This window comes from Streptomyces sp. DG2A-72 (assembly GCF_030499575.1).
Classification (GTDB): domain Bacteria; phylum Actinomycetota; class Actinomycetes; order Streptomycetales; family Streptomycetaceae; genus Streptomyces.
The window spans coordinates 3,464,446-3,485,711 of record NZ_JASTLC010000001.1 but is presented as its reverse complement, the minus strand read 5'-3'; the positions used below and the strand labels follow the sequence as shown (position 1 = coordinate 3,485,711).

Annotated in this window: 12 protein-coding genes, 1 tRNA gene and 1 pseudogene; 10 read left to right on the top strand and 4 right to left on the bottom strand. The window is 70.8% G+C overall.

The features are described from left to right. Positions 1-6 precede the first annotated feature (6 nt). Positions 7-1,581: a serine/threonine-protein kinase gene (locus tag QQY66_RS16495; RefSeq protein ID WP_301981114.1), complete on the bottom strand. Its 1,575-nt coding sequence runs from the start codon at positions 1,579-1,581 to the stop codon at positions 7-9. 166 nt (positions 1,582-1,747) lie between these two features. Here QQY66_RS16495 and QQY66_RS16490 point away from each other — a divergent pair, with 166 nt between their 5' ends. From QQY66_RS16490 to QQY66_RS16475, 4 genes are all read left to right on the top strand, one after another. Next, on the top strand, positions 1,748-3,544 hold the full coding sequence (locus QQY66_RS16490; RefSeq protein WP_301981113.1) for a PD-(D/E)XK nuclease family protein: 1,797 nt from the start codon (positions 1,748-1,750) through the stop codon (positions 3,542-3,544). Then, positions 3,537-4,805 carry a hypothetical protein gene (locus QQY66_RS16485; RefSeq protein ID WP_301981112.1) on the top strand — a complete coding sequence of 423 codons (1,269 nt, stop codon included), beginning with the start codon at positions 3,537-3,539 and terminating at the stop codon, positions 4,803-4,805. Before QQY66_RS16490 ends, QQY66_RS16485 begins: the two co-directional genes overlap by 8 nt. Further along, complete coding sequence (locus QQY66_RS16480; protein ID WP_301981111.1) at positions 4,798-8,565, top strand: hypothetical protein; 3,768 nt, start codon at positions 4,798-4,800, stop codon at positions 8,563-8,565. Before QQY66_RS16485 ends, QQY66_RS16480 begins: the two co-directional genes overlap by 8 nt. A gap of 81 nt (positions 8,566-8,646) precedes the next feature. After that, positions 8,647-11,718 (top strand): DUF3962 domain-containing protein, encoded by a 3,072-nt coding sequence (locus QQY66_RS16475; protein WP_301981109.1) that lies wholly within the window; start codon positions 8,647-8,649, stop codon positions 11,716-11,718. Positions 11,719-12,360: 642 nt separating this feature from the next. On the opposite strand, the gene QQY66_RS16470 is transcribed toward QQY66_RS16475, so the two are convergent. Then, a tRNA-Arg gene (locus QQY66_RS16470) sits at positions 12,361-12,433 on the bottom strand. A gap of 318 nt (positions 12,434-12,751) precedes the next feature. Between QQY66_RS16470 and QQY66_RS16465 the strand changes: the two genes are divergently transcribed. From QQY66_RS16465 to QQY66_RS16450, 4 genes are all read left to right on the top strand, one after another. Next, positions 12,752-14,359: a dynamin family protein gene (locus QQY66_RS16465; protein WP_301981107.1), complete on the top strand. Its 1,608-nt coding sequence runs from the start codon at positions 12,752-12,754 to the stop codon at positions 14,357-14,359. Positions 14,360-14,362: 3 nt separating this feature from the next. After that, entirely contained in the window at positions 14,363-16,600 is a 2,238-nt protein-coding gene (locus QQY66_RS16460; RefSeq protein WP_301981105.1) for a GTP-binding protein, read from the top strand. Between the two features lie 248 nt (positions 16,601-16,848). Then, positions 16,849-17,325 (top strand): single-stranded DNA-binding protein, encoded by a 477-nt coding sequence (locus tag QQY66_RS16455; protein ID WP_301981104.1) that lies wholly within the window; start codon positions 16,849-16,851, stop codon positions 17,323-17,325. Positions 17,326-17,585: 260 nt separating this feature from the next. Beyond that, on the top strand, positions 17,586-18,998 hold the full coding sequence (locus QQY66_RS16450) for a Cys-Gln thioester bond-forming surface protein (protein ID WP_301981103.1): 1,413 nt from the start codon (positions 17,586-17,588) through the stop codon (positions 18,996-18,998). 262 nt (positions 18,999-19,260) lie between these two features. Here the strand turns inward: QQY66_RS16450 and QQY66_RS16445 are convergent, their stop codons facing one another. Next, positions 19,261-19,719, bottom strand: a complete 459-nt coding sequence (locus QQY66_RS16445; RefSeq protein ID WP_301981102.1) for a PPOX class F420-dependent oxidoreductase — start codon at positions 19,717-19,719, stop codon at positions 19,261-19,263. Between the two features lie 90 nt (positions 19,720-19,809). On the opposite strand from QQY66_RS16445, the gene QQY66_RS16440 reads away from it, so the two are divergent. After that, complete coding sequence (locus QQY66_RS16440) at positions 19,810-20,535, top strand: transporter substrate-binding domain-containing protein (RefSeq protein WP_301981101.1); 726 nt, start codon at positions 19,810-19,812, stop codon at positions 20,533-20,535. Between the two features lie 135 nt (positions 20,536-20,670). Further along, positions 20,671-21,006 carry an ankyrin repeat domain-containing protein gene (locus QQY66_RS16435; protein WP_301981100.1) on the top strand — a complete coding sequence of 112 codons (336 nt, stop codon included), beginning with the start codon at positions 20,671-20,673 and terminating at the stop codon, positions 21,004-21,006. Here the strand turns inward: QQY66_RS16435 and QQY66_RS16430 are convergent. Continuing rightward, positions 20,978-21,097 (bottom strand): annotated as a pseudogene (locus tag QQY66_RS16430) (IS5/IS1182 family transposase); the annotation flags it as partial. The gene QQY66_RS16435 and the pseudogene QQY66_RS16430 overlap by 29 nt on opposite strands. Positions 21,098-21,266 lie beyond the last annotated feature (169 nt).

Below are 21,266 nucleotides of genomic sequence, written 5' to 3'. Positions count from 1 at the left end.
CTGCGGTCAGGCCCCTGGCCCGCCCTGATCGTCCGCATCCGCGAGCCGGGCAGAGAGCTGGACATCGACCTCGCGCCGCACGGACTCGACCTGTACGGCGAGCTCGCGCGGCAGGCCCGCGGCCGTACGTCCCGCGGCGTCGACGGTGGCGACGGCGGCGTCCAGCTCACCGAAGGCGAGGCGGCATTCGGCCAGCCGCAGCTGCACCACCGCGCGCTCCGCCCGCTCGGCCGGACCGTCGCCGTGCAGGAGAGTGTTGTCGATGCCCTGGTAGAGACGGGCCGCGGAGCCGAAGTCCCAGGCCAACCGGAGCCCGTCCGCCGCCCCCCGCCATACGCGGCGCACCAGCGGGCGGCGCGCTCCCCACTCCGCACGCACCCGCTCCGCCAGTTCGCGTAGACGGCCGACCGCGTCTCCCGGTTTACCGGCGGCGATCTCCGACTCGGCCCGTGTGCAGAGGAGTTCCACCGCGCGGGCGTCCAGCCACTCCTCCTCGCCCGCCACCGGGGACGCGACCGGCGGCGCGGCGGGAGCGCGGTGCGTGCGCGGAGCCCGGTCCGCGGGCCGGCGCAGCGGGGCCGTGGGGTCGGGGTGGGTGCGCGGTCGGGGTTCGGGGTCGCCGGGCCGGGGGCCGAGCGGGGCGAGGATCGCCAGGACCTCGTCGACGGGCGGACGCTGTCCGGGCTGCTTGGCGAGCATGCGGATCACCAGGTCGTCGATCGCCTCGGGGATGCCCGCGGCGTACACGCTCGGCGGCAGGGGATCCTCGTAGAGATGTCTCTCGGTGAGACCGGAGTCCGCGCCGAGCGGGAACGGCGGGCGTCCGGTGAGCAGTTCGTAGAAGACGCAGCCGAAGCAGTACACGTCCGTACGCGCGGTCGGCTCGCGCTCCAGGAGCTGTTCGGGTGCCAGGTAGCCGCGGGTGCCCAGCGTGGAGCCGTGCGCCGTGTACCGGGTGGCGTCGGCCCGCAGCGGCTTGGCGATACCGAAGTCGATGAGGACGACCGCCCCTTCGTCGTCGATCATGATGTTGGGAGGCTTGAGGTCCCGGTGCACGACGGGCAACGTGTGTGCGCAGGCGAGTGCTCCCGCCATCTGTACGGCGATGGCGATCGCCGACATCAGCGGCAGCGGTGTGTGCTCGTCGAGGAAGGTCCGCAGACTCACTCCGGTCACCAAGCGCATGGCGATGTACGGCACACCCTGGTGCGATCCGCTGCCGTACAGCTCCGTGATGCCCGGGTGGTCGAGCGTGCCCAGCAGTGTGGCCTCGCGCCGGAACCGGGCGTTTCTGACGGCGAGTTCGGCCGCCCTCTCGTCCGGGTCCAGGGCGTACAGGGCCTCGGAGTCGTGGCGCAGGAACTTCACCGCGACCTCGCGCCCCGCGGCAACCTCGTGATTCTCGGGAGCCTCATGGCCTGGGAAGACCTCGCGGGCGCGCCAGACGTGGGCTATCCCGCCCTTGCCGAGCGACTCCATCAACTCGTAGCGCCCGTCGATCAGATCGCCCGTGCCTGGCTTGTACATCTCCGCGTACGAATCCGCGTCCACGCCGCGCAGCTCCTTCGCCTCCCGCACCATTCAGCACACCAGAGTAGCGTGAAGTGACTCTCTTGCGAGATATGCATGGACTCAGTTCACAGGTGCATGCCATGCTGGGGTCGCGTCCGGGGCTTCGTGTGAGGGTGTGTGAAGCCCGACGGTCCTGGACGCCCTCCTGCCCATGCCGCCCTCCACGGGGGTCACCATGCAGAATCCACCGGGCGTCGCCGGAGACGACTGGCTGATCAGGGCGAGTCCCCGGATGGCTCGGCCCGACGCCGCAGCCTGCCCCACGCACCGCCGCATCGCGATGCGGCCCCAGCTCGTGCCCGAACCGGCCGTGCCGTTCCTGTCCACGCCGTACGAGGAGTTCTGGTTCGTCCCGCTCTTCACGGCGCTCGACCTCGTGGAGCACCATGGCTGGTCCGTCGAGCGGGTGCGTACGGAACTGCGCGGCACCCGTGGACCGTTCCGCGGCCGCGGCGCGCCGGTCCACCCCGTCCACCTCGCGTGGACCGCCCACGCCCTGGAGCGGTACATCGCGGCCCGCACCCGGGAGCAGGCCGCCGCCGAGGAGTCGGGCCTGCCGCCGACCGCGGCGGTCAAACTCTCGTGGACGTGGCGCACCCGCCGCACGGACGTCCCCGACCCGCGCGGGGCCCGGCAGTACGAGCACACCCTGTGGGGCCGCATGTACGCCTCCGCCGACGGGGCGGTGCGCGATCTGTGGCTGCCCTCGCTGGGCCGGGCCAAGAGCAGCCGCCCCGAGGCCGAACTCGGAGCCGTGGCACAGGTGATGGCGTACGGGGCACCCACGCCCCGGCGCAGGACGCGTGACGAACCCCCGGCCGAGGCGACCGACACCACCCGCTCACCTGCCCTGGTGCGCGTCTTCGACGTGGGATGCGCCGACGGCTCGGTGGAACCGCTGCTGGGCGTGGCACCACGGTTCGGCGAGGGGCCCGGCGAGGCGAGGAAGCGGTTCGAGGGCGACGCCGTGCCGGCGTTCCTCGCCGCCACCACCGCGACCGGTACCCGGCCCGGCGAGAGCTGCGTCGACTGCAAGGCCATCGCCGGCTGTACGGACCTGAGGCGCACCCCGGGTCTGTGGGGCGGGCGGCCCCCGTCCTTCGCACGCAAGCGCCGCTCCGTTTCCGCCTGGGACCTGAGGCTGTACGCCGAATGCCCTGCCCAGTACCACCTGGTGCGGCGCCTGCATCTCAGCGATCTGTCCGCCGAGAACGAGGGAGCGCGGCGCGGCAGGGTCGTCGACTCCTGGCTGGACGCGCGACACGGCGAACGGCCGGTGCACGGCTGCCGGGACAGCGCGTCCCCCGACCCGGCCACGCTGCGGTCTGAGACCGGTCTGGACGACGCGTCCGCGCGTGAGGCCGCCGGAATGCTGGCCGAGCACCGGCTGCTGTGCCCGCTCAACGGACTCGACGCCGACGAGCGCGTACTCGTACAGCATCGGGTCACGGCCTATGTGCCGGAGCTCGATGTCGTCGTGCTCGCCGTACCCGATCTGGTGTACACCCATCGCGGCCGGTGGATCTGGCGCGAGACGAAGACGTCCGCCCGCCCGTTGTGGGATCGGGAGCCGCTGCTCCGCACGTACCCACAACTGGCCCTCGGCGTCCTGTTGTTCCACACGGGGGCGCTGGGCGACGACCCGCGCCGCTCCTGGGTCGAACTGGAGCATCTGCGCGAGGGCCACGGAGAGAGCAGGCTCGAACGCGTCGATCCCGGCCGCACCGCGATCGTCGACGAAGCCCGGGACGTCATCGCCGGCCTCGCCCAGCCGCTCCTGGACGACACCACGTACGAACCGAGGACCGGACGTCACTGCCACGGCTGCCAGGCGCGGACCTGGTGCCGGCCCGGCACCGCCTACGTCACCGACCATCCGCTGCCGCACGGCGCCGACGTGCCCTCGCACGCGGGCGGCCCGAAGCCGAGCGTCCCACCCCAGTCGCGAGGAGGTGTTCCGGTCCATGACTGACCAACAGCCCACGCCGGACTGGCTGTTCAACCCGGACGTCGTCCTGCTCCGGGACGTGGCCACCGCCGTCCTGCATCTGGCCGCCGTCGACGACCTCGACGCCTTCACCCTGCCCTACCCGCCCAGCGCGCAGCGCGCCCTGGACGCCCTGGTCCTCCAGTGCCTGCGCAACGAGGCCAGGCCCCCGACCGGTGTCCCCGAGATGATGCGCTGGGCCCGCGCCCGGCCGCTCGGCAACTGGCCCCTCGACCAACTGCCCCCCGACCTGTTCGACACCGCGGACCGGCTGATCGACGAGGACTCGGGGGAACCCGCACAGCTCTGCCACGAACTCGCCGTCCGCGGATACGGCGACAGCACCGGACGCCAGTACGACCGCATGGTCATCCACGAAGCCCTGCGGGCCTGCCGCGCCATGTCCTCGCCCGAGTCGTACACGGCCTTCCGCCGCCTCCTGGTCACCCGGCCGGTCCTCACCGAGGAGGAATGGGCCGAGGTCAGCTGCGACCTCTTCCTCGACCCGGTCCGGTTCCTCGTCGAGGAGATCTACGCCCCCGTCCCCGCCGGGTTCCGGCGGGACGGCTCCTACCTGTGCTGCCACCGCTGCCTGACCCTGCTGCATCCGGTCTCCGACACCGAGTGGTGGTGTGAGCGGGACCAGTGCCGGCACCGGGGTCCCGCGCCGCACGGCCGGGAACTCGTGGCGGCGCAGGTGGGAGAGGTGCGCCAACTGCGCAAACCGCTGCGGCTGTCCGTCACCGGGCCGGGACAGGCGGAGATCTCTCTGGAGAGCGAGCTGCGGGCGCTGGGGCTCACCGTCGAGATGTGGCCCAACTTCGACTCGTACGACGTGCGCGTCACGTTCCCCGACGGCCATGTGTGGGCCGTGGACGTCAAGGACTGGGCGCATCCCGCCTTCCTCGGCCGCAGCGCGACCGCGGTGCGCGCCGAACCGCCCTACGACGAAGCCTGCTGGGTCGTCCCGGAATTCAGGGTCCGCGCACGCCGCGACTACCTCGACAGCTACGCCAGGGAGCGGGGCGCTCAGGCGGGTGGACTGCGGCTGCTGACGGACAGGCAGCTGGTGCGGGCCGCACGGCTGCGTCTGTCAGGTGACTGCGGGCCGGACGCCTTCATCGGCCCCCTTCCCACTGGAGCGGGCGGACCGTCGGGCCCCGGCCGACGAGCCACTGGGAACCGCCCCGCTGACAACACGACACCGGCCGAGGACGCCGGGCAGGACGGAGTGGACGATGCGTGACCGCAGCAGCTGGTACCAACCGGTCGTAGCCGCGTTGGGGCCCTGGCCCGAAGAGCACGCCAGGACCCGGCCCGCTCTGCTGTGCCAGGTCGAGCTCGCCCTGCGGCTGATGGAGACCGTGGCGCCCGGCCACGCCGCCGACGGAGCGTGGACGCTCCTGGGCGGCTACGGCCTGGCCTTCGCGCGCGCCGCGAAGCTGTCCGTCGGCGAGGCGGAACAGGTCGCGCTCACCGCGGCCCGGCACCTGCTCTGGCCGATGCGCCGCGCCCGGATGTGGCACCAGTCCCTGGACGCCTACCTGCGACTGCCGGAAAGGCTGCGCGCGTACCGTGTCCCGGCGGAGGGGGAACCGGCGTACCGGCTTCCCCTCGTGGTCGCCGCCGACCGCTTCGCCGTGTACGACGAAGCGCTCGCGCAGCTGCCCGGCTTCGCCGTCAAGCCGCTGGAGCAGGCGGTGGAGGGCGAGCACCGCTTCATGGACCGCCGCCACCGGCGCACTTCCGTCACCATCCCGTCCGAGCTGGTACGAGACCCCCTCCCGGGTCATCCCCTCACCACCGAACGCCCCGCCACCGCAGGCCCGCTGGACGTACCGCTCGACGAACTCGCCGACGTGGCGCGCTGGATGGACGAGGAGGAGCGGCGTCTCGGCCGAAAGGCAGGCAACTGGGCCCAGCGCCTCCACGACCTCGACCTCGACACCCGCACCCCGGACGGGGCCGCCTTCGCGCCGGCGTCCGCGCTGCCGCTCGACCGGCTCACCCATCTCGTCGGCATGGTCGGCGCCGGCAAGTCGACCCTGATGACTCTGCTCGCGGTCTGGGCGCACCACAACTCCCTGCGCATCACACTCGTCGTCGGTGACGTGGCCGAGCAGCTCACCCTGACCGAACTCTTCCGCGGTCTCGGCCTGAAGGCCGCCTTGATCCAGGGCGGCACCACACGGCCTCAGCACACCCAGCGGCTGCACCGCAGGCTCGCCGCGCGCGGAGCGCACTCACTCCTCGCCCACACCAACGCGGCCTTCAGACACCTCAGCACCGCCTGTCCGCTGGACGCGCTGCGCGCCCTCGACACATCGGAGCCGCTTCGCTACAACGACGCACCGTGCGGCGGCCTGCACCCCGTGCGGCCGGCCGCCGACTCCGGCGACGCTCAGGAGTCGGCGGCCGAACACGCCGTACGCGAACTCGAACGCGCCCGTGGCGCCGCCAGGAGGCAGCCCCCCGAGGACGACAGTGACGAAGAGGAGGAGTGGGGCACCCCGCACGCCTGTCCGCTGTGGAGTGCCTGCCCTCGCCACTCCGCCGCGCGTGACCTCGTGGACGCGCGGATCTGGGTGGCGAACCCCGCCAGCCTTGTGCAGACGGCCGTACCGCGCCAGCTCAACGCCGAACGCCTGCGCTACCTGGAACTGGCCTGCCTGCGCAGCGACATCGTGGTCGTCGACGAGGCCGACCGCGTACAGATGCAGCTGGACCAGATGTTCGCACCGTCGGCCACTCTCGTCACCACCGGTGTCTCCGAATCCTGGCTCGACCAGCTGCAGACCCATGAGATCGCCGAACTCGCCCGGCAGGGACGGCTCCAGCTCTCCGACCAGGACGTGGAACGGTGGTCCGCCGCCCTGGACATCGTCGGCTCCGCGGCGGACCGGCTGTACGCCATGCTCATCGACGACGAAGGGCTGCGGAACTGGGCGCAGATCGACTACTTCAGCGCATGGACCCTCCAGGAGAAGCTGCTCAACGCCTGGTATCCGCTCACGCCCGGCTGGTCCGTCCGGCGCCCCGACGGCACGGAGGCGGGGGATGTCGAGGACGAGAACGCGCTGTACGAAGACGAGGACGACAGTGACGGCAAGGATCAGCCGGGAGGACACGAGGTCCCCGAACCGCAAGTGCCCTGGGCGCACCGCCGTAGCGAGATCACCGCGTTCTTCGACACCTTCCGGGACGATCCGCTCGGCGGGCGGGGCCCCTATCTGACGCCCGCCGACGAGCTCACCGCCCTCGCCCACGACGTCCTGCACACCCTCGACGAGAAGCGGACACGCAGCCGGGTCCGCGCGCTCCTCGACTCCTTCCTCGCCGGAGCGCCGGGTCCTCAGCAGCGCCCGCCGTCCACAGCCCGCCAGGGCAAGGAGCCGGCGCGCGAGGAGGTTCCTCTCACCGAGGAGTGGCGTGAACTGAACGCGCGGCGACTGGAGTTCACCCTCGTGCTGGCCGCGCTGCACCAGCGCCTTGACCGGGTGACATTCCTATGGCCCCAGGTGGAGGCAGCGCTGCGGCTCGACGCGGCGAGCCACGAACTGACCCGCCGACCACCCCTTGACTACGCACCGCTTGTGCCTGAAGCGCCCATGGGTAACGTCCTCGGCTTCCAGTACCTGATCGACGAACGTGCCGCCGCCCGCGACAAGGATGGCCGCCGCACCGGAACTCTGCGCTTCTTCCGCTGCGCGGGCGTGGGCCGCGAACTGCTGCTCGGCCTTCCCCAGCTCGGCGCCGATCCCGGCCGTGAGAAGGCCGGTCCGCACGTTCTGCTGATGTCGGGCACCAGCTGGGCCGGCACGTCCACCCGCGCTCATGTCCTCGCTCCCGTCCGGGCGGTCCTGAAACCGCAGAGCAAGGCGCTGCGGTCCATTCGGGACACCGTGTTCCGCACCGAGTTCCTCTACGACGCGGCCGGGCAGCCGATCCGCCTCTCCGGACAGGACCCCGACAAACGCGAGGACATCCTGCGCCTGATGATCGACCGGCTGGCCCGTCCCCGCAGGGACGGAACCACCTCCCCGCTGCAGAGCGAACTCGCCCAGATCCCCGACCAGCGCCGCAGGCGCGCCCTCCTTCTGGTCGGCAGCTACGCGGAGGCCGGGGTGGCCGCCGCGGCCCTGGACGAGATCCCGCGCTGGCGCGGCCGGGTGCGTGTCTTGGCCGCCGACGACGCGGAACTGGAAGCGGCGGTCGACGGCGCGGCGCCGACGGGGAGCCGGACACGGAGCACAGGGGCGGTGCGGCGCGGAGACCTCGCCTCCTTCGCCGAGGACCCGGACGCCGAACTGCTCGTCGCCCCCCTGCTCGCCGTCGAGCGAGGGCACAACATTCTCACCGTTCCCCAGCGCCCCGGCGAGGAGAGGGTGGCGGCGTTCGGGACGGTGTTCTTCCTGGTCCGCCCCCACCCTCGCCCCGATGACCTTTCCCTGGCGGTGTTCGCCATCAACGACTGGGCGAGCCGGTTCGTACGCGGTCAACTGACCAGCCCGGACGGAACGTTCGGTGAGCTGGTGACAGAGGCCGACGGTCTCGACGCGGCGGGCGGCACCTTCCGGACCGTTGCCCGCCGTGTCTGGCGGCACGTACTGTCCCGCCCCTACATCTTCTCCGCGCTTCCCGACGACGAGAAGGAGTCCTTCGTCTGGGACCAGCTCGTCACCATCTGGCAGGTCATCGGCCGCCTCGTCCGCGGTGGTGTGCCGGCCCGCGTCGTGTTCGTCGACGCCGCCTTCGCACCGCGGCTGGCGGCGGCACAGGCACTCGTCGCTGACAGGAGCGGGCGGTCCCGCACCAGCGACCCGGGACTGCTGGTACGCCTTCGGGACGTTCTCGCCCCGTACTTCACCGGCACCGGCACCGAGAACACCACTGGCGGTACCGATCCCGACCCGGCCGACACCGAACTCGTCAAGCTGCTCTATCGGCCGTTGTACGAGGCGCTGTGCGGCCTGGACGCTCCGCCCGAGCCGCGCGGCACCGGCTGACACACCGAGACCCGCCACCTCCAAGGCCGTGGAAGACGCGGCACGCGACCGACCACGTACGACATCGCAGGGAGAACGGACATGTACCAGAACATCCGCCGATCCGCGTACCACCTTGCCGAGGGCAGCGAGTCCTGGACCGAGGACTTCCGCGCACTCGCCTTTCCCGAACACTGGCACGCGGAACTTCTCGCACTGCACAACCACGGGCGCGACGAGGAGAAACGGCAGCTGACCCTGCCCACTCGCCGGCTCGACGGCGTACTCCAGACCCTCGCCCCCGACGTGATCGTGCGCCCCCGCCCTCGTACCCCCGTCGAGGCGGGGGCGGAGCAGAGCCATCGGATCGACGAGGACTTCTGGATGTACGTCCCTGCCTCGGCGACCGATCCGCTCCCGGGCCCTTCCATGCGGCAGCTCCTGGACGCCTGGCTGCGCACGCTCGGCCCCAGGGGCGCGGGGCAGGATCCCGGGTTCCGTTCGCTGCTGCTCGCGACCAGCGCCGGCCTCAAGCGGAACCTGCCCGAGTGGCAACCGGTCCCCGGCGTCGAACTGCTCACCGCCCCCGTCACAGACGGCGGTACCGCAGCCCCCGACCCCCGGCAGTTCCAGCTCGCCACCGACGCGTTGGCCCGCCGCGTCCTGTCCCTCGACCCCTACCCCTTCGAAGGCGGCGAGCTACGCTTTCGCGCTGTGCCTCGCGGACCCCGCGACCAGGGCGCCGAACTCATGTCGCAGCCTCTGTGCCGAACCGTCAAGCGCAAGGAGTGGTGGTTCTCCGTCGTACTCAACATCTCCCTGCACACCACACCGTTCGACGCCAGGCCGCGCCTCCATCTGCACTGGGGCGTACGGCGATGGGCGACGCATCCGCGGGTCGCCACCAAACGCCTCAACCTGTCCTACCGGGAGGCCACCACGGTCTACTTGCGACCCACCATCCCCTGGCTGCCCGGAGCACCGGCCACCGAGCGCTACGCACTCGCCCGGCTGCGCCGGGACCGGGCGGCCGACACCTTCGCCTGGTCGGAGAACGACACCGCCGGCATCCTGCGTGGGCTCAGCCTCGCCGGTAACTTCCCCGACCCCGAACAACTCCTCGCCGAACCCGGTTCCTGGATCGGCGAGGGCCGCGGAGTCCGCGCCGCCGTCGTGCACAGCACCAGGATGGGGAAGCACGAGATCGGTACCGGCTTCATGCCCAACCAGCGAGCCCAGCTGACCGAGTGGGTTGAACAGGCCCTTCCGGAGACGGTGGTACGGGTACCCGATCTGAAGCGGGGGCGAGGCAAGGGCATCGGCGCACCGGACAACCGGCGACCCAAACCGAGGACCGACGAAGTCAAGAAGACCGAGCTGCTGCGTGAAACCCAGGCGCGCAGGGCGAATCTGGCGGCGCAGGCGCGGATCGCCAGCCGGCACCCGCATCGCGGTGGTCTGCCGCTGGTGGAGGTCCGGTTGCTGTGGCAGTCACCGGAGGTGCGGAAGGAAGCAGTGGCCCAGTTCGCACACGCCCTGGGGCTGGACGGTGACGGCGGCGCTTCCGCCGCCGCGATCACGGATCGGGACTTCGACGAGGCCAGGCCCGGAGCACCGGTCGTTCTGGAATGGCGGACGGAGGAACTCACCCTACGGCTGCGGTGCCTGCCGCTGGCCGACGGACTCGGAGACCGGCTGGTGCCCGACTCGGTCGTCAAAGCCAAGGGCGCGGCCATCGCGACGGCCATCGGTGAGCGCCGCCGCGCCCTGCACTCATGGCTGAGCGCGGACGGTGCGGACCCCAACCACCCTGAGCTGGCCCTGGTGGAGATCGCCCACCGCAGCACCTTCCGCCCGTTGACGACCGACCCCAAGTTCGCCGTCCGTCTGGGGTGTGCCGACGCGGGGGTACTGACCCAGTTCGTCGTGACCCCGTCCACCGACCGGCAGATCGACAACGCGGACAGCCTCGGCCATCGCACCCACAGCTCCTGGCTCGACGGACTGCGCCAGCTCGGCGTCCGCGTACTGCCGCAGCACACACTCGGCAACGACTTGCCCGACGGACTTCAGTACGCCGCCGTGTGGATGGTGAAGCGCCGCAAGGACGGCCCGACCCGGCTGCCCAAGCACCTGCCCGTGGCCGTCCTGACCACCCCTTTGCCGGACGCGGCCGGCCTGGCGGCCGTGCGCGGATGGGACGATGCCGAGGGGAAGTGGGTGCCGTACCCGCGCTTCCTCCTAGGTCTGGTGAAGCAAGCCGAGATCGACCCCGAGGCATGCGCCGAGCCTGACCCACAGACCGGCGACCCGTACCCCGGGAGCTCCCGTGTGACCGGCAAGCAGTGGCGTACCAACCTCGCCCAGCAGCGCAAGGAGACCGCGGCATTCCTCCAGCGTGTACTGCACTCGCTGCGCGGTCAGCCCACCGCGCTGATCACCCACGCGCAGAACAGCAGGCTGCACTGGCCGTGGCTGCAGGATGGTCGGATCGAGCGGGATCTGATCCAGGCGGGCCACGCTCCCGCGGGCCGGCTCGACGATGAGCTGCGCCTTGTACGCGTCCGTGGGTGTGGCGGACGGGAGACCGCGCAGTGGTGGGGTCTGGCGGAACCCGGTAAGCCGCACGGACAGCCGGCTGGCTTCTGGGCCCAGACCAGCCCGTCGTCGGGCGGCGCCCCCTCAGGTGACCGGATCTTCTACAGCACCACGGAACGCCCCGGTACCCATGCGGTGTCGCCCGCCCTCGACCGCCTGGCCACCCGAGTTAATGCCGCGGGCAACCTCACCTCACAGGCGGGCACCCCCGCCTGGAACCCGACCTTGGTCGAGATCGCGGTTCTCGGCTGCCACGCGGACGACGACCCGGCCGTCCCCGCATTGGGCAAGCCGGACGAGGCCGAGGCTCTGGCCCTCGCCGTACACCAGCTGCGTCAGGCGCCGGACTACGCTGCGGCGCTGTCCCTGCCGCTCCCTCTTCACCTGGCGGGACTGGCCCAGGCGTACGTCCTTCCGATGCTCGCGGAGAGTGATGGGACTCCAGGAGGGGAGACGGCGGAGCCCTCTGACGAGCGGCGGCGGAGTACGACGGGGGACGACCTGGACCCGGACCTGATGGACGCTGCAGGGTTGACCACGGAACCCGAGACGGAAATGGAAGAAGAGGATGGGTAAAGCTCTTCTGCGGCGACGCGCTGAGCCGTGGGACGACGCGGTTCTGCGTGTGGGTCTCCATGGTGATGAAGCGTCCACGCTGGTGCCAAGTGTCCACGCTGTCAGACGTCCTCACCCTGATAGGCGCGCGAGGAAGTCCTACGCCTCGGTGATCGACGCGCGGCCGCTAAGACAGCTGGCTTCCACTCAGTCGGCGAGCACCACGCCCTCAGCGAACTCTTGCGCTTCGCGCTCTCCGTGTCGGCCCTGCGGACCGTCCAAGCTCTGACCACGGCCTCCGCCGCGGAGCCCTCCAGCCGCACCCCATCGGGCGGCTCGCGTCGGGGCTGAATCTACGTGTGTGCGGTGGTGTGAGGACAGGCGTCGAGTAGATCGAGCCAGCAAACAAGAACAGGGCAGGCGCCGCTTTGACGCCTGCTCGATGTTTTCCCAAGGGGTCGTCAGATTGGCTCTGACCAGGCATTACTAGTCTGCAGACGGTGACTGGCCGTGGAGTGACTCCCGAACCGGGGGATGTATGTGGGACGGGGAGCCTGATTCGAGGGTATGAATCAGGGCAAAACGGAATCCTCGGTAACGAAAAAACCCTCCACGGCTGATCTCGTGAAGGGCTGGAAAGCGGCTCTGACCTGCAAAAATGAGCGCCCCCGGCAGGACTCGAACCTGCGGCCAAGCGCTTAGAAGGCGCCTGCTCTATCCACTGAGCTACGGGGGCCGGTGGTGGCTTGTGTCGTGGTGCCCGGGCGGGGGCTGATCCGTGACATTGCCGGGGACAAGGATAGGGCTCCCCGATCCTTGTCCCTGTTGCTTCGCCTCCGTGGCTCGATGTGGAGGTTCGGTGAAGCGGTCCTGATAATCGCAGGCAGGTACGAATCGTGCATCGCTTTTGGCGTCTCGCACCTCGGGTGTTGTGCACTCGTTATGCCTGGGCTTTGCCCTCGCCCCACTCGTCCCTTCCATCCCTTGTGTCCTGTCGGCGCGCAGACATGCTCATATGCTTCAAATATCCCCTAAAATTGGGCATTCTTCGCATGTGGTGACCTTGGACGTACGGCCTCAGCTGCTCGATGCACTCTCTGCCCTGCGCGACCGTGTCGCCGCCGCACGCTTCCCGCTGCCCCTGGCGGGGGCGCCACGCGCGCGTGCCAACCGCGACGAACTTCTCGCTCAGCTCGACGATTACCTGGTGCCCCGGCTGAGAGAGCCTGAAGCGCCGCTGCTCGCCGTGGTGGGGGGATCCACCGGGGCCGGGAAGTCGACGCTGGTCAACTCCCTTGTGGGACGGCGGGTCAGCGAGGCGGGGGTGCTGCGCCCGACGACGCGGACTCCGGTGCTGGTGTGCAACCCGGAAGACCATCATTGGTTCAGCGGCATGCGGGTGCTGCCCGAACTCACGCGCGTGTGGATGCCCCATCAGGACGCCGGCGACGAGCTACTGCTGCCGGGCGAGAACCCCGCGCGCGTGCTGCGGATCGAGACCGCCGACACCCTGCCGCGCGGGCTCGCCCTCCTCGACGCGCCCGACGTCGACTCCCTGGTGGCCGACAACCGGGTCCTCGCCGCGGAGCTGATCTGCGCCGCCGACATCTGGCTCATGGTCACCACGGCGGCCCGGTACGCCGACGCGGTGCCCTGGCACCTGCTGCGCACCGCCAAGGAGTACGACGTCACCCTGGTCACCGTCCTGGACCGGGTGCCCCACCAGGTCGTGTCCGAGGTGTCCCGGCAATACGCGGCGCTGCTGACCAAGGCCGGACTCGGCGACGTACCCCGGTTCACGGTGCCCGAGCTGCCCGAGTCGGCCTGGGGCGGCGGGCTGCTGCCGGCCACCGCTGTGGCGCCGCTGCGGACCTGGCTCGTCCAGCAGGCGCAGGAGCCGGCCGCCCGACAGCACTCGATGGCCCGTACGGCGTACGGCCTTCTGGAATCACTCCGGTCCCGGATGCCCGAGCTGGCCAGCGCCGCCGCCGCCCAGTACGCCGCCGCCCTGCGGCTCACCGCCGCCGTCGACTCGGCCTACGACAGCGAGTACGCGCGCGTGCGGGGTCGCTTGCAGGCGGGCGCCGTACTGGCCGGCGACGCCCTGAAGCGGTGGCGTGCCTTCCCGCTCGACTGCTCCGCGGGCGAACTGCTTGACGCCCTTGTGGAGAGCCTTGCCGCTCTCCTGCTGTGCGCCGTCACCGCCGCCGACGAGCGCGTCGACGACGCCTGGCGGCGCGAACCCGCCTCCGGCGCCCCCGGGCTCACCGACCGCGATCCGTCGCTGGAGAGCGCCGAGCACCGGATCGGGATGGCCGTACGACGGTGGCGGCGGGAGCTCGAGGAGTTCGCCGAGGAAGAGGTGCGCGACCTCGACCGGAGCGTCGCGCCCGACGCCGAGGTGGTCGCCGCCCTCGCCGCCACCACCCTGCTCGGCGGTCGCCGGGCGCGGTCCGGTGGTGAGGCGCTCGCCGAGCGGATCGGCGCGCACGGGGCGCTGCGGCTGCGCGACCGGGGCGGACGACTGCTCGCCGATCACCTGGACCGGGTCATGCACGCCGAACGCGAGCGCCGTCTCGCCCCGCTCGACGCACTCGACGTACACCCCGAACCTCAGGCCGAACTCATCGCCGCGCTGTCCGTACTGCAGAAGGAGAGGTGACCGGTGACCGCCATCACTGACCGGGACCACACCGAGCACACCGAGCACGCCGAGCGCCCGGAGGGCGTGGCCCCCGAGGACGCGCGCGTCGATGTCGAGCTCCCTGAAGAGCACGATTCCAGAAACAGCCTCCCTGGGGACAGGCCGAACAGGGAGAGCGCGTCCGGCAACCTTGGGGAGGGTTCTGACGGGGAGAGTGCGTCCATGGGCAGCGGGTTCTTTGATGCAGAAGCAGAAGGTGACCGCGACGAGCACGCGCGCGTGGGGGACGGCGGCGGCGGATTCGGGCGTACGGAGGAGGCCGGGCGCGGAGAGTCCGGGCGTGGGGAGACCGAGGCTGCCGGGCCCACGAAGGGCGGGCGGGATGAATCCGGGCGCGGGGAGGCCGGCCGAGAAGACTGTGGTCGACAGGACGCCGGCCGTGCTGACTCCGGGCATGGTGAGTCCGGGCATGGTGAGTCCGGTCGTACGGAGTTCGGTCGTACCGAATCCGGCCATGCGGAGTCCGGCCATGCGGAGTCCGGCGGTACCGAATCCGTCAGCCCCTGGGATGACGGGCTGATCGCGCGGCGGGTCGACGAGACCGCTGCTGCGGAGCCGGTCGCCGTCGTGGAGAGCAGGCGTTCCGGACCGCAGACGGTGGCGCCGCTGGCGTACGACGGGCCGCTGCGGTCGCGGCTGGACGCGCTGCGCGAACTGGTGGGGCTGTCCCGTACGCGGCTCGACAGCAAGACGCTGGCCGAGGCGGGGCGCGTCCTCGACGAGGCGGCGGCGCGGCGCAGGCTCTCCGGGCAGCACACCGTCGTGGCGATCGCGGGCGCCACCGGCAGCGGAAAGTCGCAGCTGTTCAACGTGCTCGCCGGAGTGAACATCTCGGAGACCGGGGTGCGTCGGCCCACCACCGCCGCCCCCATCGCGTGCAGCTGGAGCGACGGCGCCTCGTCCCTCATCGACCGGCTCGGCATTCCGGGACGGCTGCGGCGGCGCCCGGTGCAGAACCCGGACACGGAGGCCGAGCTGCGCGGGCTCGTCCTGGTCGACCTGCCCGACCACGACTCGGCCGCCGTACAGCACCGCGAGCAGGTGGAGCGGGTCCTGGCGCTCGTCGACGCGGTCATCTGGGTGGTCGATCCCGAGAAGTACGCCGACGCCGTGCTGCATGAGCGCTATCTGCGGCCGATGGCGGGGCACGCGGAGATCATGTTCGTGGTCCTCAACCAGATCGACCGGCTGCCCGGGGAGGCCACCGACCAGGTCCTCGACGACCTGCGGCGGCTGCTCGACGAGGACGGCATCGCCCTGGGGGAGTACGGCGAGCCGGGCGCGACCGTGCTCGCGCTGTCCGCGCTCACCGGGGATGGGGTCGGAGAACTGCGCGAGGCGCTCGGTGAGTTCGTGGCGGAACGCGGGGCAGCGGCGCGCCGGATCGCGGCCGACGTGGACGCCGCGGCCTGGCGGCTGCGGCCCGTGTACGCCACGGGGCGGCGCAGCGGGCTCAGTGAGGACGCACGGGAGGAGTTCTCGGCGCGGCTCGCGGACGCGGTGGGCGCGACCGCCGCCGGTGAAGCCGCCGAACGCGCGTGGCTGCGCAACGCGGGTCGCGCGTGCGGCACGCCCTGGCTGCGGCTGTGGCGGTGGTACAACGAACGGCGCGAACCGCCCACCGGGCGGCTGTCGTTGCGTACGCACAACGACGAGGAGGCCACGGCCCGGCAGCGCGTCGAGCAGGCCGTGCGGGCGGTGTCCGACCGCGCCTCGGCGGGGCTGCCCGCGCCCTGGGCGCAGGCGGTGCGGGAGGCGGCCGTACGGGGGGCGCAGGGGCTGCCGGAGGCGCTGGACGAGCTGGCCGCGCGGGCCGGGCTGCCTCCGGGGCGACCGCCGCGGCCGGGCTGGTGGCCGGTGGCCGTACTGGCGCAGGCGGCCATGACGATCCTTCAGGTCGTCGGCGGAATCTGGCTGACCGGGCAGATCTTTCAAGTCATGGCGCCGAACCTGGGCGTGCCGGTGCTTCTGATGGTGGCGGGCATCGTGGGCGGTCCGCTCGTCGAATGGAGTTGCAAGCTCGCGGCGCGCGGACCGGCACGGCGGTACGGGCTGGAGGCGGAGCGTCGATTGCGGGAGGCCGCCGCCGGATGCGGGCGGGCGCGCGTGCTGGATCCGGTGGCGGCGGAGCTGCTGCGATATCGGGAGGTTCGGGAGCAGTACGGCAGGGTGCTGGGGGCGGAGGCCGTGGTGAGGTGAGGGGCGCGGAGGCTCGGGCGCCCGTTCGGGTGACGGAGTTTTCCACAGGCGGGCGGTGGTCCACAGCGCTCAGCGGGCTCGGCCCGGCGGAGGCAGTCTGGCTCTGCGGCGATCGCGGCGGACGCGGTGGTCGCGGAGGCGGCGGCGTACCTGGTGTGCCGGGTCGTCGCGGCAGACGCAGCCGTACGGGACGGGCCCGTCGGCGTATCCGCCCAGGGTGAACCGCTCGGGGCGAGGGAGGGGTTGTGATGAACGAGACGATGGTCTGCGCGGTGGGAAACGTGGCGACGCAGCCGGTGTACCGGGAGCTGGCGTCGGGCGGTTCGGCGAGGTTCCGGCTGGCGGTGACCGCGCGCTACTTGGACCGGGAGAAGAACACCTGGACGGACGGGCACACCAACTTCTTCACGGTGTGGGCCAATCGGCAGCTGGCCACGAATGTGGCGTCGTCGCTGTCGGTGGGCGACCCGGTCATCGTGCAGGGCAGGCTGAAGGTGCGTTCGGACGTGCGTGAGGGGCAGAGCTGGACGTCGGCCGACATCGACGCGGTGGCGGTCGGGCACGACCTCTCACGGGGTACATCGGTCTTCCGGCGCCCGAACAAGCCGGACATGGGGGCGGCCGGTGCGGCGCCCGCGCAGTCGGAGCCCAGCTGGGAGACGCCGCCCGGGGACAGGGTCGGCGCGGAAGCCCAACGGGAGCCGGAACCTGTGGCGGTGACGTGATGTCACCTTCGCCCGGAGCCGACTGAACTGCGGCTTATCGGCGAATACGCACCGCGCCACTGCGGTGGATTTGTCGATAAGCCCTGCTCGCAAGCGGTCTTGGCGATAACGATTCCGAGTCGGATCGGCTGTCCGACAGTATCCCCGGGAGGCGTGGTGCGCCACGTCCCTAGGATGCGAGGCGTAGCTCTCGGGGCTTCTGATTCTGCTGGTGGGACCGCACCCCCCACATCAACGGGTCCTGCTCGAAGGGGATTTCTGTGTTTTCTTCGTTCTACGCGCCGTCTGCGCGCGGGCGAGGGGCAGTCCGCCTCGCCGTGGCGACATTGGTGTCCGGGCTAGTGGCCGTCACCGGTGTGATGGCCGGAGCCGGCACGGCCGTCGCGGACGGGACGGCGCAGAACCAGGGCGGTGCGACCGCCACCATAGGTGGCCTGAAGACGTACGGCGCGGCCGTGATCCACGACCCGGCCGGGGACCAGGGGCTGTCGGCCGGGCTGTTCGAGATGTCCGTCGAGGGCGGCGGCATGCTGCAGACGTACTGCGTCGACATCCGCAACCCTACGCAGAAGGACGCCAAGTACCACGAGACGCCCTGGAGCGGTACGTCCCTGGGCGCCAACAAGGACGCGGGCAAGATCCGCTGGATCCTGCAGAACTCCTACCCGCAGGTGAACGACCTCGCGGCGCTCGCCGCCAAGGCCGGTGTCAAGGGCGGCCTCACCGAGCAGGACGCGGCGGCCGGCACCCAGGTGGCCATCTGGCGCCACTCGGACGACGTGGACGTCGATGCCGTCGACCCGCAGGCCGAGAAGCTCGCGGACTACCTCGAGAAGAACGCCCGTGACATGGCGGAGCCGAAGGCGTCGCTGACCCTGGACCCGCCCGCGGTCTCCGGCCGCTCCGGCGAGCGGCTCGGCCCGGTGACGGTGCACACCAACGCGGACTCCGTGACGGTGACACCGCCTGCCGACTCCGCCACGAGCGGGGTGACGATCGTCGACGGGGACGGCAAGGCCGTCACCTCCGCGGCCGACGGCAGCCAGGTGTTCTTCGAGGTCCCCGAGGATGCCGCGGCCGGGTCGGCCGAGCTGACCGTGCAGGCCTCGACCACCGTGCCGGTGGGCCGCGCCTTCGCCTCCGAGAGTCGCAGTCAGACCCAGATCCTGGCCGGCTCCAGCGAGTCCACGGTCTCGGCGACGGCGAGCGCGACGTGGGCAGAGCAGGGCCCGATACCCGCACTGTCCGCGGTGAAGAACTGCGCCGCGGGCGGCGTGGACCTCACCGCGGACAACAAGGGCGACGAGGACTTCACCTTCAAGCTGATGGGGATCGAGCACACGATCGCCGCCGGCGAGTCCCGGACGGTGACGATCCCCCTGCAGGAGGACCAGGCGTACGACTTCACCATCGAGGCACCGGGCGGCTTCCAGAAGCGGTTCGCCGGCGTCCTCGACTGCCGGACAAAGGGCAGCGACAGCGGCGACTCGACCCAGCTCCTCACCGAGCCGAGCCCCGCCACGGTCGGCGGCACCACCCCCGACACCAACCTCGCCGAAACCGGCAGCTCCGGCGCGACCCCCGTGATCGGCGGCACCGCCATCGCCCTCGTCGTGATCGGCGGCGGCGTCCTGGTCCTCGTACGCAACAAGAAGACGCCTGGGCAGGGCTGAGCGGTACGGATCGTTGGCCCCGGCAGGGATTCGAGGCCAACAGGCGGTCATCCGCGGCCGCGTTGAGTACCGAGGAGGCCGCGTCGAAGATCAGGCGTCGGTACTGGGCTGAGGCCACGACCTCTTCGAGCTGACGGTGCCGGTCGCGGACGGGCTCGGCTGGAATGGCCGTACGGAGCGCGTGCCGAGATGGGCCAGGGCGTGAAGGGCCCGACCGGCCTTCCACGGCGGCTCGGATATGACCAGCACGGGCCCGGTATGTCTATCCGTTGATGTCAAGCGCCGTCCCGTACAGCCGGTCAACCTTCAGCCGGATGACAACCCGGCGTTCGAGGACCAACTGCTCCAGGAACGCATCCTCGTCCTCTGGCTTCGCAGCCTTCGGGATCATCCCGAGCAGTTCCCGCCCGACCGTGTCGCCAGGGACTGTCGTGACCTCGGATACCTCGGCCTCGCCCTCAGCGACGGCGAACGACCACACGTCGCCACCCTGCACATGCAGCGCCGCACGCGGGTCGTGCTGCAGGTGCTTGACTTTGATGCGATCGGCCGTCGTCGAGAACCGCACGATGTGGGCCTCGGAGTCCCAGCTGTAGAGCATGGTGGTCAGGTGAGGGCGGCCATTGCGCTTTACGGTGGCGAGAGTGCCGAACTGCTGCTTGCCGAGCAGGTTGGAGAGCGCTTCGTCGGATAGAGGGCGGGGTGCCGGGCCTTGAGTCATGATCAAGTCAACGTTTGCGGCTGCCCCAAAAATTTCATGGACGCCGTAAGCCCAGCCACTCACTTTCACAACGCGCCCTAGGCTCGGGCCATGACGCCTGTAGACGCAGAGCTTGCGCACAACCTGGCCCCCACTGGAGTGCTGCGCGCCTCCATCAACCTCGGCAACCCAGTCCTCGCTCAGGGCACCCCCAACGAGCCGTCCGGGGTCACGGTCGAGCTTGCCCGCGAGGTTGCCGCACGTCTGGCTCTGCCGGTGCAGTTCATCTGCTTCGATGCGGCCCGCAAGTCGTACGCCGCGATGGCCGAGGGCCACGCCAACCTCTGCTTCCTGGCCGTGGATCCGGACCGCGAGAAGGAAGTCGCATTCAGCAAACCGTACGTGCACATCGAGGGGGTGTACGCGGCACCAGTGAACTCGGCGTTCTTGTCCGGCAACGACGTGGACCGGGACGGGGTACGCATTGGCGTCAAGAAGGGGTCCGCGTACGACCTCTACCTGAGCCGCACCCTGCGTCACGCCACCGTGGTGCGCGGCGACGAGGGGGTCGACGTCTTCCACGCCGAGGGCCTGGACGTGGCGGCCGGCATCCGCCAACCGCTGACCGCGCACGTCTCCCAGCGGCCCGAACTGCGCCTGCTGGAGCCTGCGTTCATGACGATCCGACAGGCCATGGGCACAACGAAGGAGCGGAGCCCGAAGACCACACGGTTTCTCAATGAACTCGTGACCGAACTGGTGGCGTCCGGATTCATCGCCAGGTCGCTACGCCACTCCGGCCAGGACCCGACACTGGCTGCCCCCACCGCGGTTTGACGCGGGGCCTGAACGTCGACAGCGCCTCCGTGACGACCGGACAGGGGCGCCAGTACCCCTGCGTGCCCGATGGAGCGACACGCCCCCTGTAGACAGTCGCTGGCAGACGTGCTGCGGTGGCGGTTGAATGCCTTGGTGAGTGACTACTGGACACCCGCCCATCACGCGGTCGAGCACGAGGATGCGGAGACCCTGACCCGGTTGCTGGCCGACGGTTCCGATCCTGATGAAGTCTTCAGCAACATGACGCTGCTGACGCACGCGATCGACGTCGAGGGCGATGGCTCCCTCCAGAGCGGCCGACCGTTGGCTGTGCATACCACTGCTGTGCTGCTGGCCTTCAGGGCGGACCCGGAGCTCGCAGATCCAGACGGTCACACCCCCATGGACATGGCAGATCATTACGGCCACGACCTGGCGGTGAAGCTGCTGCGCGCCCACATCAGCGGGCGAGCCGCCGGTAACAGATGAGGGTGCAGGCGATGCTCGTGAAGGCGAGGAAGTGCTCGGCCTTGCGCTCGTAGCGACGGTGGAGACGGTGGCAGTCGGCGAGCCAGGACATCGGCTGCGGCGGCGACCGTGGCGTTTCAGTACTGACGATCCTCGATCGGTGTACAGCCTCGCTTGTGTTTTTGCGTACATCAGAACCGAGGTCGTGCGCGACGACGGGTTGCGTCCGGCGGATCCGCACACAGTCATGGTCGGCACCCGTGTCCCGCTGCCACCAGGTG

Bases quoted from the DNA above. Each gene is read 5' to 3' on its own strand.
- QQY66_RS16495 (WP_301981114.1), bottom strand. From the start codon at position 1,581: ATGGTGCGGGAGGCGAAGGAGCTGCGCGGCGTGGACGCGGATTCGTAC.
- QQY66_RS16490 (WP_301981113.1), top strand. From the start codon at position 1,748: ATGCAGAATCCACCGGGCGTCGCCGGAGACGACTGGCTGATCAGGGCG.
- QQY66_RS16485 (WP_301981112.1), top strand. From the start codon at position 3,537: ATGACTGACCAACAGCCCACGCCGGACTGGCTGTTCAACCCGGACGTC.
- QQY66_RS16480 (WP_301981111.1), top strand. From the start codon at position 4,798: ATGCGTGACCGCAGCAGCTGGTACCAACCGGTCGTAGCCGCGTTGGGG.
- QQY66_RS16475 (WP_301981109.1), top strand. From the start codon at position 8,647: ATGTACCAGAACATCCGCCGATCCGCGTACCACCTTGCCGAGGGCAGC.
- QQY66_RS16455 (WP_301981104.1), top strand. From the start codon at position 16,849: ATGAACGAGACGATGGTCTGCGCGGTGGGAAACGTGGCGACGCAGCCG.
- QQY66_RS16445 (WP_301981102.1), bottom strand. From the start codon at position 19,719: ATGACTCAAGGCCCGGCACCCCGCCCTCTATCCGACGAAGCGCTCTCC.
- QQY66_RS16440 (WP_301981101.1), top strand. From the start codon at position 19,810: ATGACGCCTGTAGACGCAGAGCTTGCGCACAACCTGGCCCCCACTGGA.